General features: G+C 37.3%; 17 protein-coding genes. 15 read left to right on the top strand and 2 right to left on the bottom strand.

Annotation, left to right across the window (positions count from 1 at the left end; translation table 11 throughout):
* Positions 1–61: 61 nt before the first annotated feature.
* The gene (yeiL, locus tag ACIQ1H_RS06720) at positions 62–727 is read left to right on the top strand and encodes a transcriptional regulator YeiL (protein ID WP_401011495.1); all 666 of its coding nucleotides are present in this window, start codon (positions 62–64) and stop codon (positions 725–727) included.
* On the opposite strand, the gene ACIQ1H_RS06715 is transcribed toward yeiL, so the two are convergent.
* Positions 724–1,008 (bottom strand): hypothetical protein, encoded by a 285-nt coding sequence (locus ACIQ1H_RS06715; protein ID WP_402887484.1) that lies wholly within the window; start codon positions 1,006–1,008, stop codon positions 724–726. The genes yeiL and ACIQ1H_RS06715 overlap by 4 nt on opposite strands.
* 282 nt (positions 1,009–1,290) lie before the next feature.
* Here ACIQ1H_RS06715 and ACIQ1H_RS06710 point away from each other — a divergent pair, with 282 nt between their 5' ends.
* The 14 genes from ACIQ1H_RS06710 to panF all read left to right on the top strand — a co-directional run bounded on the left by ACIQ1H_RS06710 (position 1,291) and on the right by panF (position 17,486).
* A complete protein-coding gene (locus tag ACIQ1H_RS06710) occupies positions 1,291–2,271 on the top strand; it encodes a diaminopimelate dehydrogenase (RefSeq protein WP_172771416.1) in 981 nt (326 codons plus the stop codon).
* Between the two features lie 368 nt (positions 2,272–2,639).
* The gene (locus tag ACIQ1H_RS06705; protein ID WP_402887481.1) at positions 2,640–5,750 is read left to right on the top strand and encodes an AfsR/SARP family transcriptional regulator; all 3,111 of its coding nucleotides are present in this window, start codon (positions 2,640–2,642) and stop codon (positions 5,748–5,750) included.
* 34 nt (positions 5,751–5,784) lie between these two features.
* Positions 5,785–6,615 (top strand): alpha/beta fold hydrolase, encoded by an 831-nt coding sequence (locus ACIQ1H_RS06700; RefSeq protein WP_402887479.1) that lies wholly within the window; start codon positions 5,785–5,787, stop codon positions 6,613–6,615.
* A gap of 167 nt (positions 6,616–6,782) precedes the next feature.
* Positions 6,783–8,027: a substrate-binding domain-containing protein gene (locus ACIQ1H_RS06695; RefSeq protein ID WP_402887477.1), complete on the top strand. Its 1,245-nt coding sequence runs from the start codon at positions 6,783–6,785 to the stop codon at positions 8,025–8,027.
* A gap of 109 nt (positions 8,028–8,136) precedes the next feature.
* Positions 8,137–8,913 (top strand): ABC transporter ATP-binding protein, encoded by a 777-nt coding sequence (locus ACIQ1H_RS06690; RefSeq protein WP_402887475.1) that lies wholly within the window; start codon positions 8,137–8,139, stop codon positions 8,911–8,913.
* Complete coding sequence (locus ACIQ1H_RS06685) at positions 8,888–9,595, top strand: ABC transporter ATP-binding protein (protein WP_402887473.1); 708 nt, start codon at positions 8,888–8,890, stop codon at positions 9,593–9,595. Before ACIQ1H_RS06690 ends, ACIQ1H_RS06685 begins: the two co-directional genes overlap by 26 nt.
* Before the next feature lie 15 nt (positions 9,596–9,610).
* Positions 9,611–10,483, top strand: a complete 873-nt coding sequence (locus ACIQ1H_RS06680; RefSeq protein ID WP_402887471.1) for a branched-chain amino acid ABC transporter permease — start codon at positions 9,611–9,613, stop codon at positions 10,481–10,483.
* Positions 10,483–11,499: a branched-chain amino acid ABC transporter permease gene (locus tag ACIQ1H_RS06675; RefSeq protein WP_402887469.1), complete on the top strand. Its 1,017-nt coding sequence runs from the start codon at positions 10,483–10,485 to the stop codon at positions 11,497–11,499. Before ACIQ1H_RS06680 ends, ACIQ1H_RS06675 begins: the two co-directional genes overlap by 1 nt.
* Entirely contained in the window at positions 11,496–12,500 is a 1,005-nt protein-coding gene (locus ACIQ1H_RS06670; protein ID WP_402887467.1) for a 3-oxoacyl-ACP synthase, read from the top strand. Before ACIQ1H_RS06675 ends, ACIQ1H_RS06670 begins: the two co-directional genes overlap by 4 nt.
* A gap of 12 nt (positions 12,501–12,512) precedes the next feature.
* A complete protein-coding gene (gene phaZ / locus ACIQ1H_RS06665; protein ID WP_402887465.1) occupies positions 12,513–13,424 on the top strand; it encodes an intracellular short-chain-length polyhydroxyalkanoate depolymerase in 912 nt (303 codons plus the stop codon).
* Positions 13,408–14,139 carry a 3-oxoacyl-ACP reductase FabG gene (gene fabG, locus ACIQ1H_RS06660; RefSeq protein ID WP_402887463.1) on the top strand — a complete coding sequence of 244 codons (732 nt, stop codon included), beginning with the start codon at positions 13,408–13,410 and terminating at the stop codon, positions 14,137–14,139. The genes phaZ and fabG overlap by 17 nt, the downstream gene beginning before the upstream one ends.
* A 16-nt stretch (positions 14,140–14,155) precedes the next feature.
* On the top strand, positions 14,156–15,616 hold the full coding sequence (locus ACIQ1H_RS06655) for a class I adenylate-forming enzyme family protein (RefSeq protein ID WP_402887461.1): 1,461 nt from the start codon (positions 14,156–14,158) through the stop codon (positions 15,614–15,616).
* A 161-nt stretch (positions 15,617–15,777) separates the two neighbouring features.
* Complete coding sequence (locus ACIQ1H_RS06650; RefSeq protein WP_172771427.1) at positions 15,778–16,041, top strand: YhdT family protein; 264 nt, start codon at positions 15,778–15,780, stop codon at positions 16,039–16,041.
* Positions 16,041–17,486: a sodium/pantothenate symporter gene (gene panF, locus ACIQ1H_RS06645; protein ID WP_402887459.1), complete on the top strand. Its 1,446-nt coding sequence runs from the start codon at positions 16,041–16,043 to the stop codon at positions 17,484–17,486. The genes ACIQ1H_RS06650 and panF overlap by 1 nt, the downstream gene beginning before the upstream one ends.
* Before the next feature lie 101 nt (positions 17,487–17,587).
* Here panF and ACIQ1H_RS06640 read toward each other — a convergent pair whose 3' ends face one another.
* Positions 17,588–17,959, bottom strand: coding sequence for a nucleotide excision repair endonuclease (locus ACIQ1H_RS06640; protein ID WP_401016640.1), 372 nt, complete (start codon positions 17,957–17,959; stop codon positions 17,588–17,590).
* Positions 17,960–18,269: the final 310 nt, after the last annotated feature.

The following is an 18,269-nucleotide window of genomic DNA, read 5'->3' as shown; positions in this document are numbered from 1 at the left end:
AGCATGTTCCTCGCTACAATAATGTGAGATATCTCATATTTTGAATAGGAGTCTAGAAAAAATGCAAAAACTTACAGGTGAAGAACGTTCTTACTATATAAAAAAATTTAATATTGATGATTTTTTCTCTTTTGACTTTCATCCATTTATTGAAATATGTAAATTTGAAAAGGGAGAATGGATTTTTAAAGAAGGATGCTTTCCAGATACGATGTACTATATGATGGAAGGCAAAGCAAAACTATATGTAACGCATAAAAATGGTAAGGTTTCTTTGATTGAATATATTCAAGCACCATGCTTTATGGGGGAAATTGAATTGCTGAATGAGGCGAGATATACAAAAGGGATTCAAACTGTTACAGAAACCATTTGTTTATCGATTGCAACACAGGGATGTAAAGATTTGTTGCTGGCAGATGCGCCATTTTTACGTCGATTATGTGTATTTCTCGGGGAGAAAGCTTCCAATATGACATCAAAATACACGCAAAATCAGGCTTATCCACTGGAAAATCGATTAGCGGCTTTTATCAAGCTATCGTCTGACAATGGTATTTACAAAGAAAAACATACGGAAATATGTGAGTATTTGGGGGTATCATATCGTCATTTATTATATGTACTTGCTCAATTTTGTGAGGATCATATTTTGGAAAAGCAAAAAAATGGCTATCATATAGTCGATGAAAAACGGCTTTCTCGATTAGCGCAAGAAATTCATTAAAAGGTGCTTTCATTGTACTCACTTTTTTTAATAAACCAGCGTGCTATTTGCTTCTCACTATGGTAATTACTATGTGTTTCGCTAATATCACGCTCATTTATTGGAATTGAAAGAGGCATATTGGCAGGACAAGGTATTTTTTGCATAGCTCGTTCATTGCTGAGGCGCTTGCTTGTAGAAAACCTTGCATCTAAAACCCTCAATGGTGAAACAGAAACTGCGTTATCTTTGGGATTTAAAAAAACCACTGTTTTACATAGTGAATAACCATTACCTTTCATTCAACATGCCCCCTTTATTGTTATTTATATTGTACAAGACCTTTAGTTCAAAAAGTCTTAATTTACAAGCCTTTTACGAAAGCTTAAAGGTTCGTCATATTTTTTAATATTTTGTAACCGTATTCATGCCATTAATGTATAGAAATCATAGAAAATTTGTATAATTTCAAGACAAAAACACGTACTCAAACTATTGTGAATTTTTCTAACTCAAAGTATTATTGTAATTAGATTTAACGTGAATGTTTTCACATTGTCACGTTAACGTGAGGAGGAATTTTAATGAGTGCAATTCGAGTAGGTATTGTCGGTTATGGAAATTTAGGGCGCGGTGTAGAATTCGCTATTTCGCAAAATCCAGATATGGAATTAGTAGCAGTTTTCACACGTCGTGATCCTTCAACAGTGAGCGTTGCAAGTAACGCAAACGTATATTTAGTAGATGATGCTGAAAAATTCCAAGATGACATTGATGTAATGATTTTATGTGGTGGTTCTGCAACTGATTTACCTGAACAAGGACCACATTTTGCGCAATGGTTTAATACAATTGACAGTTTTGATACTCATGCGAAAATTCCAGAGTTTTACGAAGCGGTAGACGCTGCAGCACAAAAATCTGGTAAAGTATCTGTAATTTCAGTAGGTTGGGATCCAGGTTTATTTTCTTTAAATCGTGTGTTAGGAGAGGCTGTATTACCAGTAGGCACAACGTACACATTCTGGGGCGACGGCTTAAGTCAAGGCCACTCAGATGCAGTACGTCGTATTGAAGGGGTTAAAAATGCTGTTCAATATACATTACCAATCAAAGATGCAGTGGAACGTGTTCGAAATGGCGAAAATCCAGAACTTACTACACGTGAAAAACATGCACGTGAATGTTGGGTAGTGCTTGAAGATGGTGCAGATTCGGCAAAAGTGGAACAAGAAATTGTGACAATGCCAAATTATTTCGATGAGTATGACACAACTGTAAACTTTATTTCTGAAGAAGAATTTAATGCTAATCATACAGGTATGCCACATGGTGGTTTCGTTATTCGCAGTGGAGAAAGTGGCGCTGACGATAAACAAATTCTAGAATTCTCCTTAAAACTTGAAAGTAATCCAAACTTCACTTCAAGTGTCCTTGTAGCGTATGCTCGTGCAGCACACCGATTAAGCCAAGCAGGCGACAAAGGAGCAAAAACAGTACTCGATATTCCATTCGGTCTGTTATCTCCAAAATCAGCTGCGCAATTACGTAAGGATTTACTATAATTAAAGCTAAAATCCCGATTATCGATCATGATAATCGGGATTATTTTTGTTTGATAGAATACTAACTATATACAGAATAAAATGTAAGGATATAATTGGTATTATTGAGGGATTGCCCATTGTGTAGTCAATCTAACTCTTTTTTCTTTTGTCTGCCATAATTCATTGGAATAATATAAAACTACATATAGTATATGGTAAACTGTCAATAATTTAACTTTCGAAAACAATGGCATAAAATTTATGTCACTACCCGTATAACCGTAATTAGGGGGAGGTAAGTGTAAGTAATGACAGCAGATATAATTATTCATTCAAAGTGTATTCCACCTAGTCCGTCTAACCATTGTATACGTAGAGCGTCACTAATGAAAAAACTAAAAAAAGGTCTTGGACATACTTGTACATTTATTCATAGTGGTGCTGGATACGGAAAGACTACAATTCTTGCACAATTTTTACATGCGGAATCTCGTAAATTTTCTTGGTATAGTGTTTCAGATGAGGACGATAATATATTACCCTTTCTAAGACATTTACTTCATAGTATAAAGCGAATAGTACCACAGTTTGGTGAACAATTTAATAAATGGCATCAGCTTTCACGCTTTCCAAAAATCGAAGAGCTAAATCGGTGGTATAAGCTATTTGTTAATAGTTTATGCGAGATTCAAGATTCCTTTTTGGTTGTTATTGATGATTATCATTTAGTAGACCATGAGTTTCATATTAACTATGTAATGGAAAGAATCATTGAATTTTCACCTCCAAATATCCATTTTATCTTTGCCTCTAGAACATTACCGAATTGGGATATAATTAGAAAGCTAAAAATGCATATGAAAGCGCATTTTATTACAGAGGCAGATTTAGCATTTACAGATGAAGAAATTGCTGTTTTCTTTGAAGATTATGCTGCAATCCATCTTACGGAAGATGAAATATCAAAAGTATTAAATATTACAGAAGGATGGGCAATTAGCATTGCATTGCTAGCTGAGCAATGGAACAATGAAGCATTAGATTACTGGTTAACGATCCATTCAAATGATCTTTTTACCTACTTATCAGAAGAAGTATTTTTAAAGATGAGTAACTACGAGCAAGATGTACTACTCAAATTGGCCATTTTTCCAACTTTCTCTGTAGAATTAATTACTGACTTTTATAATAGAGAAACGGCAGAAACGTTAAAACTGTTATTGCAAAAGCATCTGTTTATTCAACCAGTTGCTGAAAATGGCTCCTTTCGTTTTCATGCTTTATTTAGCCGATTTTTAGAAATGAAGTGGCAGCAATTCCCTACAAACTATGTAAATTTACATAAAAAGGCAGCTTTATATTACGTCAAAAACAACAACATTCATGCCATTTTACACCATGCATTTAAATCAAATGACGCACATTTCAGTGGTGAGCTTCTACAAAATCATGCGGAGAGTATAGTAAAAGCTGGTCAGTTTGAATGGCTGTTAGAGAAAATTCACCGTTTTTCAGCTGATGTAAAAATAAAATTTTATCGTTTGTATTTTTTTGAGGGGGAGTGCCACCGTTATCGTGCCTATTATGAAAAGGCAAAAAATGCATACGAAATGAGTGAACAGCTTGCTAAGAGGAACAACGATGCACTCTTTATGACAAAGGCACAGGCTGGATTAGCCCACATTTATCTTGATACAATTCAGCCTGCTTTAGCAGAACCCTATTTAAAACAAGCATTACAATTAGCGCCAAATGCGGCATTAAGCAAGGAAGAACATATAGAATTACAACGACAGTATACTGAAAATTTAGTGAATTTAGGGAAAGCCCATAAGGCAAAACAATTTATAGAAGAAGTGAATTTAAATGAAGCGGTTTTATATAGAGCAAATGTTGATGTGCGGATTATGTTAAGAACAGGGCAATTAGTCGAGGCAAAAAATCTATTGATTAAAAGATTGGAAATGCCTCCGCAATTGGTTGCCACTCATAGGGAAAGTGAGCTCTTAGCATCTTTCGTTTTTGCTTTATTAGGTCAAGGCGTAGAAGCTTGGTATACGGCACAGCACGGTATTCGGAGGGGTATGCGTGAAAAGTCCATTTTTATCGAGGCTGTTGGCTATAATCGAAAAGCGCATGCTTTGCTGTTATTAGATTATCCTAATTATGAAGTCGCTTGTGTTGCTTACGAGAAAGCCATTGTACTAATGAATACCATTAATATTTCACGTGTAAAGGCTGAACCGTATATGGGACTGGCGATTGCCAAACATGCACTTGGGGATTATGTATCTGCTCGAAAATACTTAGCACTAGGTCTACAAGAAACTGAACAAGTACAAGACGCTTGGATGACAGCACTTATTTTACTTGCTGAAGTGAAGGTAATGATTTCATGTAATGAATGGCAAGAGGCAAGCGAAATATTATTAAAAGCACATAAGCTATTTCTCGATTGTGGCGATCGATATGGGGAGATGCATGTTTTTTTCTACCAATCTGTCATCACCTTCAAAGAGAATAATGCTGTCGCATTTACACATTATTTCAAACTTTTTGCTAGTCATTGTATTGATAATGGCTACGAATATTTTTTTCAAAGAAAAACGATTCTCGGTCCAACGAATTTAACGATTTTTTACGAGCTATTACAGTATAGCGAGAGCTGGAAGGAAGACCATACAGCGATTCAAGCGTTGCGAAATTACTTTCAAATGGAAGGGAACGTCGTTTATCATACAGAAGAAATTCAAATTAATTTATTTGGTAGTTTAAATTTAATAAGAAACTATCGCAAACTAGGAGATAAAGAGTGGCAGAGAGAAAAATCGAAGGAACTTTTTGTTTATTTATATTGCCATCGCCAAAGGTATATGCCTAAAGAGGAAATTGCACAGGCACTATGGCCTGACCGTTCAGTAGAAACATTAGATCGGGACTTTAAAGTAGTATTAAACACGTTATTAAAAGTGCTAGAACCGAAGCGCAATGCTCGTCAAGATAGCTTTTTTATTCATCGTAAAAGCAATATGTATCAACTACAGCATATTCAATTTTTGCATATCGATGTCGAACGTTTTCATTATTATTATGCACTAGGAATGGAAGAATTCGATCCACTATTATCAAATGAGTGGTTGCAAATGGCAGCCGATAGTTACAAAGATGTTTTATATGCTGAAAAAAAGCAAATTGATTGGCTGACGCAAGATCGTGACAAGTTGCAAACTTTATATATTGAAGTACTTGAACGATTAGCTCAAAATGCAACAAGACTACAGCAGTTTAAACAAGCTATTTTTTATGCAGAAAAGATTGTTCAAGAAGATGTACTTTGGGAGGAAGGATACCGTCTTTTAATGTATAGTTATTATCAATTAGGGAACCGATCACTTGCATTAAAATGGTATGAAAAATGTGTGCACCATTTACAAAAAGAACTCAATACATCACCTATGGAGCCGACAATGGCTGTATTTGATTTAATAATGAATTAGCACACAGATATGTTGAAATATTGGAGGAGCAAATATGCCATTTTGCAAAGGTACGAATGCGAATATTTATTATGAAGTGATTGGGGAAGGAATACCCATTATTATGTTACATGGATTTTCTCCGGATCATCGACTTATGAAAGGATGTATGGAGCCGATTTTTAAAGAAAGAGATGGCTGGAGTCGTATATATATGGACCTTCCAGGCATGGGCAAGACAAAAGACTATGAAAACATAAGTAATTCAGATGATATGTTGGAGACCATATTAGAGTTTATCAATACATTGCTGCCCAATCAACCGTATGTCATAGTTGGGGAATCGTATGGTGGTTATTTAACAAGAGGTGTTATCCAAAATCAGAGGGATCGTATTTTAGGTGCTGCCTTTATTTGTCCAATGATTGTACCTGAAAAGCAAGAACGCACAGTACCTGCACATTCGATTATAGCAGCAGACCAACAATTTCTAGCAACATTAACGAAACAAGAAGTAGACGATTTTAGTTCGAACCAAGTTGTTCTTGATAAATATAACTGGCAACGCTATTCAAATGAAGTATTAGCCGGTTGCCAAATAGCTGATGTGCATTTTCTAGAAAAGATTCAACAAAGCTACGGCTTTTCATTTCATCTAGAAAATATTATGTTTCATCAGCCAAGTCTCTTTTTATTAGGCAAACAAGATGCCGTTGTAGGCTATAAAGATGCTTTTGATGTGATAGATTTATTCCCAAGAGCAACCTTCTCGATTTTAGATCGGGCAGGCCATAACCTACAAATTGAACAATCCAATATTTTTCTTACACTTATGAGCGAGTGGTTAGATCGAGTAAACGAATCAAATCGCTCTTTTTTCTTGTAGGAGTAAAAACTTAATTTCACTTGAGTCTGGTCTTGTACCAGGCTTTTTTGTATTTCATTACTTATTCAAAAGAAAATTTGTAACTGATTTGTAACTGGACTTTTATATAGTAAGTGCATAGCATCGAAAGCGCTTTCTTTACAACTCATTTTGAAAGGGGTTTTGGGATGAAAAAGGTTTGGTTATTGTTACTGTTAGCCGTTTTATCATTGATGATGGTGGCTTGTAATGGAGAAGGGGCAAAAGATAATTCAGCAGATGATCCTGCTTCAAATGATGAGGGCAAAGGCTCTGAGGGGGAAGCTGAGGGGGGCACAATTAAAATTGGTGTTCTTGCATCTCTGACAGGTGCCCTCGAATCCTATGGGAAGCAAACACAACGTGGATTTGATTTAGGCATCGAATATGCAACAAGCGGTAGCATGGAGGTAAACGGTAAAAAAATTGAAATTGTTTATGAAGATACAGAAACAAAACCTGAGGTAGCCGTACAGAAGGCTACAAAGCTTTTGGAAGATGATAAGGTAGATTTCTTAGTTGGCTCATCTAGCTCAGGTGATACGCTCGCTGTATTACCACTCGCGGAGGAATACGAGAAAATTATGGTCGTTGAACCAGCGGTAGCAGATAGTATTACAGGTTCGGAATTTAATGACTATATATTCCGCACAGGGCGTAACTCCTCACAGGATGCGTACGCAGCAGCAGCTGCCATCGCAGGCAAAGGTGTGAAAATTGCGACGTTTGCGCCAGATTATTCATTCGGATGGGATGGTGTGAAAGCATTTAAAACAGCTGCAGAGGAACTAGGTGCTGAAATCGTGCTAGAGGAGTATGCAGACCCTGCTGCTACTGACTTTACCTCTAATTTACAAAAGGTAATTGATGCAAAGCCAGATTACTTATTTGTCGTATGGGCTGGGGCAAACTCCCCTTGGAATCAAATTGCCGATCTTAAAATTCAAGAAAAAGGCATAAAAATTTCTACTGGAGCGCCAGATATTATTGCTCTGAAGTTTATGAACCCGCTAATAGGCATGGAAGGATTCTCGGTTTATTATCATACGTTACCGCAAAATGAAGTGAATAAATGGTTAGTTGATGAGCATCAAAAACGATTTAATGAAGTACCTGATTTATTTACTCCAGGTGGGATGTCTGCTGCTATTTCAATTGTAGAAGCATTGAAAAAATCACAAGGGGACGTAGATGCAAAAAAACTAATTGGCATTATGGAAGGTATGTCATTTGAAACTCCAAAAGGGAAGATGACTTTTCGGGAAGAAGATCACCAAGCTTTACAGTCAATGTATTCGATTCGTTTAGAACAACAAGAGGGTGTCGATTACCCAGTGCCAGTGCTCATTCGTGAACTAAGCCCTGAGGAAACTGCGCCACCTGTTATGAACTAGACTTTTCCAAACAAGTGAGAGACAGAAGTATACTTCGTTCTGTCTCTCTTCATCTCATTTCTGTTGAGAGTAGATGAAGAGTGATAGAAGCACTAGAAAGGAGATTGAAATGGAGCCTATTTTACGAACAGAAAACTTAACAATCCGTTTTGGTGGCCATACCGCAGTCGATCAAGTGAACTTTACGATGCCTGAAAAACATTTGAAATCAATTATTGGACCAAATGGTGCAGGAAAAACAACATTCTTTAATTTAATAAGCGGTGAGTTAAAGCCCACTGCTGGTGATGTGTTTTTTAAAGGGCAGTCACTTGCGCAAGTATCATCGGTGGAAAGGACGCGCATGGGGCTAGGACGCTCATTTCAAATTACAAATGTTTTTCCTAATTTAACTGTTTTAGAGAACGTTCGTCTAGCAGTGCAATCAAAAGAAAAAATACGCTATCAACTGTTTCGTCATTATAAAAGTTATAAAGCTATTTTAGAAAAAGCAGATGAACTATTGTCGCTTGTTTTGCTTGAAAATAAAAGAGATGCACTGACGACAATGCTGTCACATGGTGAAAAAAGAAAGTTAGAAATTGCCATGTTACTTGCTCTAGACACTGAAATTTTACTGCTGGATGAACCTACTGCTGGTATGTCGTTAGAAGAGGTACCAGCCATTTTAGAAGTAATCCGAACGATAAAAAATAAAGGTGATAAAACGATTTTGCTTATTGAACACAAGATGGATATGATTTTAGATTTGTCAGACTCCATTATGGTGTTATTTAATGGGCAGCTTCTTGCAGATGGAACACCAGAAGCCATTATGCAAAATGAAACTGTTCAAAATGCCTATTTAGGAGGGTTGTACGATGAACACCTTACTGAAATTAAATGACGTTCATACACATATCGGTCAATACCACATTTTGCAAGGTGTCAATTTTGAGGCGGTTGAAGGACAGGTCAGTGTCCTACTAGGGAGAAATGGTGCAGGGAAAACAACTACTTTAAAAACAATTATGGGGTTAACACCCGCTTCTAAAGGCGAAGTCAATTTTTGCATGAAGTCGATAAAAAAAAGTCCCACTTACAAAGTGGCTAAATTAGGTATTGGCTATGTACCAGAAAATCAAGGGATTTTCGCAGATTTAACGGTAGAGGAAAATATGAAAGTGGCGATGCGCAAGGAGGACAATGCAGCATTGGAGCGGCAGCAATATGTACTCGAGCTATTTCCAGATTTAAAGAAATTTTGGAAAAAGGCTGGTGGTCATCTTTCGGGTGGTCAAAAACAAATGCTGTCAATGGCAAGGGCATTTATTAATGAAAGTAAATTAATTTTAATTGATGAGCCGTCAAAAGGCCTTGCGCCGATTGTTATAGAGAAAGTAATGGAGGCAATCGTGGAAATGAAAAAGCAAACGTCTATTGTCCTTGTGGAGCAAAACTTTATTATGGCGAGTCGTATTGGTGATACGTACACATTAATAGACGATGGTCGAACAGTTCATTCAGGAAACATGAAAGATCTTATCCACAATGAAGAATTAAAACGTAAGTATCTAGGAATCGGATAAAGGAGGTGTGTTTCATTGGAGCTAATCGTAAATTTAGTCATTAACGGGTTGGCTACAGGCATGTTAATCTTTTTGCTTGCAGCAGGATTGACGTTAATTTTTGGGCTGATGGATGTATTAAATTTTGCTCACGGTGGATTGTTTGTGTGGGGCGCGTATGCTGGAATATTTACGTATATGTACACAGAAAGCTTTTTCATTGGCATTATAGGCGCAATCGTCGCAGGTGCTATTTTAGGCTTGCTGACGGAGAAGTTTATTATTACACCAGTATACGGCAATCATATCCAACAAATATTAATTACTTTAGGGTTAATGCTTGTTTTACAAGAGATGATTAAAGTCGTTTTTGGACCAAATGGTGTATCGGTGAAAACGCCTAGCTATTTAGCGGGGAGCTGGGAGATAGGTGACGTCATCATAATAAAATATCGATTATTTATCATTTTAGTTGGTTTTGTTATTTTCGGCATATTCCAATACATGCTAAAACGTACAAAGATCGGACTGATTGTACGAGCAGGAGTACAGGATAAAGAAATGGTCCAGGCGCTTGGTATTCATATTAAACAAGTATTTTTATATGTCTTTATGGTAGGTGCAGCTTTGGCAGCATTAAGTGGTATGTTAATGGCCCCCTATTCAGGTGTTATTTATGCAGAGATGGGGATGGAATATGCAATTTTAGGCTTTATCGTTGTTGTCATTGGGGGAATGGGAAGCTTTTCTGGTTCACTGCTTGCTGCTATTTTAGTAGGTCTTGCTGGTAGCTTTATGGCTTATTATGTGCCTGTGTTATCACTTGCTGTCAATATGATTTTAATGGCTATCGTGTTAATTTTCCGACCTCAAGGCTTATTTACAATCGGAAAGGAGAGATCGACTTGATGAAGAAACTGACGTGGAAACATCTAAGTTTTGTTTTACTGCTAGCTATTCTCGTTCTTCTTCCTTTCGTTAATGACTCGAGGACACTCATTATTTTATTAACGCAAATTTTTATCTTTGGTATTTTAGCAATGAGCTACGATATTTTGCTCGGCTATACGGGTATCGTGTCATTTGGGCATGCGATGTTCTTTGGAATTGGTGCTTATACAACAGCCGTTATGCTAAAACAAGTCGATACGACGCTTTCCATCTTTTTATTGTCGATTGTGATCGGAATGTTTTTAGCTGGAATTGTAAGCTTCCTAGTTGGATTGCTAACATTGCGTTTAAAAAGTCACTTTTTTGCGATGCTTACACTCGCTTTTTCTGGACTGTTTTTAGTTGTTGCTGAAAAATGGCGTTCCATTACATATGGCAATGACGGATTTACGTTTAGAGCACCAGAAATTTTTAAAGATCGAATTACATTTTATTTTTTTGTATTAGCATGTTTGGTTGTCATTTTTATTGCACTTTATCGATTTGTTCAGTCGCCAACAGGACGTATATTAATTGCAGTGCGAGAAAATGAGCAACGAACAAAATCATTAGGTTTTCACACTTTACATTATAAAGTCATCGCATCCGTTGTGGCAGGGACTGTAGCAAGCTTAGCGGGTTCGCTTTATGCACTGTCTCTCCGCTTTGTGAATACAAGTGTGATGACGATGGACATAACATTGGATGCATTGTTAATGACGATTATTGGCGGAGTAGGCACATTAGTCGGACCACTGCTTGGGGCAGCGGTCATTGAGTATGCACAACATTCACTTTCGGGGTTAGCGAGGGATTATCCGATATTTGAACGATGGATAATATTCTTTGGGATTCTCTATATTTTAGCTGTATTGTTCTTTCCAAAGGGAATTATCGGATCGATTCGGCTTATTGTATGGAAATGGCGAGGAAAACATAAAGAAAAACGTAAAACACCATCGGCACTATCGCATGAGAAGGAGGGATTTGAATGACTGTAGGCATTGTCAGTACAGGTATCTATATCCCACAAACGAAAATGACAGCAAATGAAATAGCCAAACTATCGTCAATTCCCGAGCACATTATCCGCCACAAGTTGGGCATTCATGAAAAGCCCATTCCTGATGAACAGGATCATACTGTGCAAATGGGGATATGGGCTGCTCAGGAAGCCATCCAAAAGGCTGGTATTGAGCCGAAAACAATTGATGTTGTGATTTATATAGGGGAGGAACATAAAGAATATCCGCTTTGGACAGCATCCATCAAAATGCAAGAGGAGCTTGGCGCAGTCAATGCTTGGGCATTTGATGTGCAATTACGATGTGGTACGACGATTATGGCACTTAAAATAGCAAAAAGCTTAATGGAATCGGATGACGCCATTCAGACTGTGTTGCTAGCAGGGGGCTATCGTAATGTTGATTTTATAGACTACAGCAATCCAAGAACACGCTTTATGTATAATTTGGGCGCGGGTGGTGGTGCGATTGTTTTACAAAAGAATTATGACAGAAACCATCTGTTAGAGGCAGATATTATGACGGATGGTTCTTTTTCAGAGGATGTGGTAGTCCCTGTTGGTGGAACAAAAAAGCCAATTACTGCTGAGCATTTAGCAAACAACCTATATCAATTAGACGTATTAGATCCAGTTGGCATGAAGGAAAGACTAGAACAAAAATCATTAAATAATTTTTTAAAGGTCATTCGATCATCTTTAGCGAAAAGTGGATTAGGAGAAGAAAATATTCGCTACCTAGCAATGCTTCATATGAAGAAGTCTGCACACATGTATATATTGTCAGAACTTGGCTTACAAGAGGAACAATCCATCTATTTAGAAAACTACGGTCACATTGGACAAATCGATCAAATTTTATCTTTACAGCTGGCATTAGAAGAAAAACGTATAGACGATGGAGACATTGTAACACTTGTTAGCGCTGGTATAGGCTATGTCTGGGGAGCAATAACAATTCGTTGGGGATAGGGAGGATGCGCAATGTTACAAACAGTTCAACTATTAAATGGGGAAACAATAGCTTATCGTAAACGCGACGGGGGTAACCGTACTTTATTATTAATTCATGGCAATATGACCTCCTCTAAGCATTGGGATATGCTGTTGGAAAATTTAGATGCAATATACACGATTTACGCCCTAGATTTACGCGGTTTTGGAGGTTCATCTTATCATCAATCCATCACTGCCATTAAAGATTTTAGTGATGATATTAAGCTATTTGTTGATGCGATTTCCTTAAAGCACTTTGATATGATTGGTTGGTCTACAGGTGGCGCAGTATGTATGCAGTTTGTCGCGAACTATCCTGGTTATTGTCAACGGCTGATTTTACTAGCTTCCGCTTCGACTAGAGGCTATCCATTTTACAGTGATTTAGGAACAGGAAATCATGCTTCATTCAAAAGGGCCGCCACATATGAAGAAGTGCTCGTAGATATATCTAAAACTAAGACAGTACAAGGTTTCTATGATAGCAAAAATGCGCAAGGCTTAAAAATGATATGGGATGCATTGATTTATACAGAGAACAAGCCAGAAGCAGATCACTATGATGAATATATAGAAGACATGTTGACGCAAAGAAATTTAGCTGAAGTATACCACGCATTAAATATATTTAATGTGAGTGCTATCGATAATGAAGTAGCAAAAGGAACGAATGAAGTACAGCAAATTAACATTCCTATTTTAGTGTTAAGAGGTGAACGAGATTTAGTTATAACAGAGCAAATGAATGAGGAAACAATGCTCGATTTACCTAAACATGCACAATTTGTTAGCTTGAAAAATTGTGGTCATTCTCCGCTAATTGATGATTTGCAGCAACTTACATTTGAAATTGAAACATTTTTACAAACTGGAGGGAAACATAATGCGCTTACACAATAAAGTAGCAATCATTACGGGTGCTGCTAATGGCATCGGATATGCCGCTGCAGAACGGTTTATTGAAGAAGGAGCCATTGTTTTTATTGCTGATTTTGATGATAATGCAGGGATTACTGCAGCCAATCAACTAGGTGGAAATGCCACGTTTGTACAGGTTGATGTCGCTAATCGAGACAGTGTGAAAAAACTTGTGGAAACGGTAATTGTGCACGCTGGTCGTATTGACATTTTAGTCAATAACGCAGGTATAACACGGGATGCAATGTTGTCAAAAATGACAGAGGATCAATTTCAGCAAGTACTTGATGTAAATTTGTCGGGTGTCTTCCACTGCACGCAAGAGGTAAGTCCCCATATGATTGCTGCAGGCTACGGAAAAATTATTAATACGTCTTCTGTAAGTGGGGTTTATGGAAATGTAGGTCAAACAAATTATGCGGCAACAAAGGCTGCGATTGTAGGGATGACGAAAACTTGGGCAAAAGAGCTCGGGCGTAAAGGGATTAACGTAAATGCTGTCGCACCAGGCTTTACAGAGACAGATATGGTTAAAAAGATGCCTGAAACAGTGCTTGAAAAAATGCGGTCGATTGTGCCACTACAAAGATTAGGAACACCGAGAGATATCGCGAATGCTTATTTGTTTTTAGCATCTGAAGAGGCTTCCTATGTCCATGGCCATACGCTCCATGTGGATGGCGCTATTATGATGTAATAAAGGAGGCGTTAAGATGTTTGCAGAGCAAGCTTGGATTTTAAACCGTGCATCTTTAACACCGCATCGTTTAGCATTAGTAAACCTGGAAACAAAGGAACAATGGACATATCAGCAGTTAACATATGAAATTGCAAAATGGAGCAGTTTTTTTGAAAGCCAAGGATTACAGACAGGTAGTCGTGTAGCGATTTTTGCTAGAAATAATATACAGCTATTTGCCATATTATTTGCTTGTGGCTTACGGGGACTCATCTATGTCCCTTTAAATTGGCGCCTCAATACGAAGGAACTGAGCGAAATCGTTGCGGATGCTACACCTTCCATGCTTCTTTATGATCAGGATGTTCATTGTCCTATCCAAATAAAAAATATGTATCCCATCCAACAAGTTCAGCAATCAGCGTCTGTTCCTAGCAAGATAGAAATGGATGTAAATGATCCATGGCTAATGATTTATACTGGAGGCACTACTGGTAAAGCAAAGGGAGTAGTTCTATCCTTTAATTCTGTTAATTGGAATGCAATTAATACAATTATTAGTTGGGGGTTAAGTGAAGAAGACTGTACGTTAAACTATATGCCGATGTTCCATACAGGTGGGCTAAATGCGCTATCTATCCCGTTGCTGATGGCAGGAGGAACGGTTGTTATTGGAGATAAGTTCGAAGCGGAAACAGCACTTAGAGCAATTAATCACTATAAAACAACTATTTCTTTATTTGTGCCAACAATGTACCAGGCGATGATTACAACAGATTATTTTCAGAAAAGTAGTTTTCCATCTGTAAAAGTGTTCTTATCTGGCGGGGCACCGTGTCCACTCCCTATATACGATGCTTTTTTTAAAAAGGGACTATATTTTAAAGAAGGCTATGGACTAACAGAGGCTGGACCAAATAATTTTTATATCTCACGCGAAGAAGCTTATGCGAAAAAAGGGGCAGTAGGTAAAAGCATGCAATTTATTGAGGCAAAAATTATTAATAAAGATGGGAAGAATTGCACTGCACATGAAGTAGGTGAGCTCTTTGTCAGAGGTAAGCATATGTTTAGATTTTATTGGAATAATCAGCAGGAAACGGACAATTCGATTTGTGATGGCTGGTTAAAAACAGGTGATTTAGCCACAATGGATGAGGATGGTTATTTTTATATTGTCGGTCGTCGGAAAGAAATGATTATTAGTGGCGGTGAAAATGTTTACCCACAAGAGGTGGAGCAATGTTTATTACGTCATCCGCTTGTAAAAGAAGCAGCTGTCATCGGTGTGCCAGACAATTATTGGGGTGAAATTGTAACGGCATTTGTTGTTTGCCAACAGCAATCTGATACGCTAATAGCTGAAGTGAAGGCTCTTTGTCGAAATGAGTTAGGACACTACAAAATTCCGAAAAAAATTATTATTATCGATGAGTTACCAAAAACAATCGTCGGGAAAATCGACAAAAAAGCACTTTACATGGCAATTGAATAAAATATGAGGTATCGCCGATAGAATGTATGGAATCGCCGTTAAAACTTCTAATATCGCCGATAGGATGTGTAAAATCGCCGATAAAACGACCGAAATCGTTCACAATGCTTCCCATAATACCTACATATCAGTAAAATAGAGTAGGTTAGGGGGATTCTATATTGAAAGATCAACGCTTTAAAATTGCACATCGTGAGGCGCTCATCGGCATAGGACTTGTACTTGTCAACTTTGCTATTTGGTACGGCTTTGCATATGGCCTAGGCTCGGGGGATCCAACAAAATATACATATGTTTGGGGTTTCCCAGCATGGTTTTTCTATAGTTGTATCGCTGGAACAGCTTTTATGATTGTGTTAATCTGGCTCGTCTTAAAATTCTTTTTCAAAGAAGTACCTTTTGAAGACGGGGAGGTGGATAAATAGTGCACTGGCAAGTTATTTTTCCACTCTTCATCTTTTTAATTATTATTTTTGGTATTGGTATATGGGCCAATAAACATGTCCGTTCATCGAACTCGTTTTTACAGGAATATTTTCTTGGTGGTCGTGAAATGGGTGGCTTTATCCTAGCAATGACTATGATTGCCACGTACGGAAGCGCAAGTAGCTTTATTGGTGGACCAGGGGTCGCTTATAATAAAGGACTTGGATGGGTACTCCTAGCGATGGCACAACTACCAGCTGGTTATTTTGTATTAATGATTTTAGGAAAGAAATTTGCAATTATTGCTCGCCGTTATCAGGCAATAACATTAATTGATTTTTTACGGGAACGCTATAAAAGCCATGTCATTGTAATTTTATCTGCAATTAGTATTATTGTCTTTTTATTTTCTGCAATGATGGCACAGTGGGTTGGTGGAGCACGCTTAATTGAATCATTAACTGGTTTAAATTATACAGCGGCACTCTTTATTTTTGCTGCATCAGTATTAATTTATGTCATTATTGGGGGCTTCCGTGCGGTTGCTTTAACGGATACAGTACAAGGTTCGATAATGGTAATTGGTACGGTTATTTTACTAATTGGGACAATCATTGCAGGCGGGGGAATAGATCAAATTATGACATCCCTTGTAGCAGAAAATCCAAAGTTAGTGTCTCCATTTGGTGCAGAAGGTGAACTAACGCCGTTATATGTTTCTACATTTTGGATTTTAATAGGAATTGGCGTAGTGGGGCTACCTCAAATTGCAGTACGTGCTATGAGCTATAAAGATTCTAAAAGTATGCATTTAGCCATTATTATTGGTACGATCGCCATCGGGACAATTATGTTCGGCATGCACCTAATTGGCGTGCTAGCGCGTCCAGTAATGCCAGGTATTGAGATTGGCGATAAAGTGATGCCATTATTAACGTTAAAAGTTTTACCGCCATATTTAGCGGGTATTGTTTTAGCAGCACCGATGGCAGCCACGATGTCTACGGTTAATGCACTACTGATGTTAGTTAGTTCAACCGTTGTGAAAGATATTTATTTAAACTATGTGAAGCCAACTGCCAACGATGGGGAGATTAAGCGGGCAAGCTTTATTGTCACTACAGTAATTGGTTTAGCAGTCGTTGTATTTGCGTTAAATCCACCAGATTTACTTGTTTGGCTTAATTTATTTGCATTTGGTGGCCTAGAAGCTGTCTTTATTTGGTCAGTCGTCCTAGGATTATATTGGAAAAAGGCCAACAAATATGGCGCAATTGCTTCCATGATTACGGGCATGACGTTATACATTGTGATTGATCGCTTTTATCCGTCAATCTTTGGTATGCATACAGTGACAATCCCGATAGTAGCTTCATTTATAATCTTTGTTATTGTAAGCTTACTAACAGCTAACAAATTTAAAGATGAAAAAATATTTATTTAAATACTAAAATACCACGAGAGATACGTCTCTCATGGTATTTTTTTATATGAATAACGCTAAAAAAGAAAACCGTTAGCAAGTGGTTGCTAACGGCGTTTATCTTAATAAAATACTTTTTCAAGATTATATTTTGCACGGAAAGTGTTAATAGCATATGTTTCGTAAATTTCACGTTCCATTGGATCATCAATTTCATACACTTCAATTTTGAAAATTTCATCACGGTACTTTTTCATTGGTGATACATTATCTTCAAAATGTTTTTTAATGCGTTGACGAATTTTGCGCGCTTTCCCTACAAATAATAGCTCATTTTTTTCGTTGTAGAATAAGAAAATGCCACCTTTTTCGCGAGTGATTTTATGGAAATCAATAAAACCATGGAATGGCGGGATTTCTACTTCCCCAGGTTTTAATACTTGCTCACGTTGACGAATTACTAAGTCTGGTTTTGGGAGTTCAATTTTAATCAAAATATTTCACGTTCCTCTCTGTTACTAAAGGTATATGTTAACATAATACCTCCATGATTACCATTACGTTTTCTTCTACAAAAATCAATTTACAATGCATTAATGTTTATCGGGTTACAATTGTCATTGGTTTGTCATTTACGAAGGCCAATTGATGTGAAAAATGATATTTAACCAGTAGATGCGTAACTCACAAAAGCAATAGATACTTTATGATAGTGTTCATCAAAAAATAAACTTCCATTCATTTATATACTAAATATTCTATGTATTATTGAAATTCTTAATTGTTCGTGATACAATTCTTTTT

Source organism: Lysinibacillus sp. NPDC097279 (assembly GCF_044761745.1).
Lineage (GTDB): Bacteria > Bacillota > Bacilli > Bacillales_A > Planococcaceae > Lysinibacillus.
This window is presented reverse-complemented; position numbering and strand designations above follow the sequence as displayed.

What these genes read in the sequence shown, in the direction of transcription:
- yeiL (WP_401011495.1), top strand. Translation starts at nt 62, where the DNA reads ATGCAAAAACTTACAGGTGAAGAACGTTCTTACTATATAAAAAAATTT.
- ACIQ1H_RS06695 (WP_402887477.1), top strand. Translation starts at nt 6,783, where the DNA reads ATGAAAAAGGTTTGGTTATTGTTACTGTTAGCCGTTTTATCATTGATG.
- fabG (WP_402887463.1), top strand. Translation starts at nt 13,408, where the DNA reads ATGCGCTTACACAATAAAGTAGCAATCATTACGGGTGCTGCTAATGGC.
- ACIQ1H_RS06675 (WP_402887469.1), top strand. Translation starts at nt 10,483, where the DNA reads ATGAAGAAACTGACGTGGAAACATCTAAGTTTTGTTTTACTGCTAGCT.
- ACIQ1H_RS06710 (WP_172771416.1), top strand. Translation starts at nt 1,291, where the DNA reads ATGAGTGCAATTCGAGTAGGTATTGTCGGTTATGGAAATTTAGGGCGC.
- ACIQ1H_RS06655 (WP_402887461.1), top strand. Translation starts at nt 14,156, where the DNA reads ATGTTTGCAGAGCAAGCTTGGATTTTAAACCGTGCATCTTTAACACCG.
- phaZ (WP_402887465.1), top strand. Translation starts at nt 12,513, where the DNA reads ATGTTACAAACAGTTCAACTATTAAATGGGGAAACAATAGCTTATCGT.
- ACIQ1H_RS06685 (WP_402887473.1), top strand. Translation starts at nt 8,888, where the DNA reads ATGAACACCTTACTGAAATTAAATGACGTTCATACACATATCGGTCAA.
- ACIQ1H_RS06690 (WP_402887475.1), top strand. Translation starts at nt 8,137, where the DNA reads ATGGAGCCTATTTTACGAACAGAAAACTTAACAATCCGTTTTGGTGGC.
- ACIQ1H_RS06705 (WP_402887481.1), top strand. Translation starts at nt 2,640, where the DNA reads ATGAAAAAACTAAAAAAAGGTCTTGGACATACTTGTACATTTATTCAT.
- ACIQ1H_RS06715 (WP_402887484.1), bottom strand. Translation starts at nt 1,008, where the DNA reads ATGAAAGGTAATGGTTATTCACTATGTAAAACAGTGGTTTTTTTAAAT.
- ACIQ1H_RS06700 (WP_402887479.1), top strand. Translation starts at nt 5,785, where the DNA reads ATGCCATTTTGCAAAGGTACGAATGCGAATATTTATTATGAAGTGATT.
- ACIQ1H_RS06670 (WP_402887467.1), top strand. Translation starts at nt 11,496, where the DNA reads ATGACTGTAGGCATTGTCAGTACAGGTATCTATATCCCACAAACGAAA.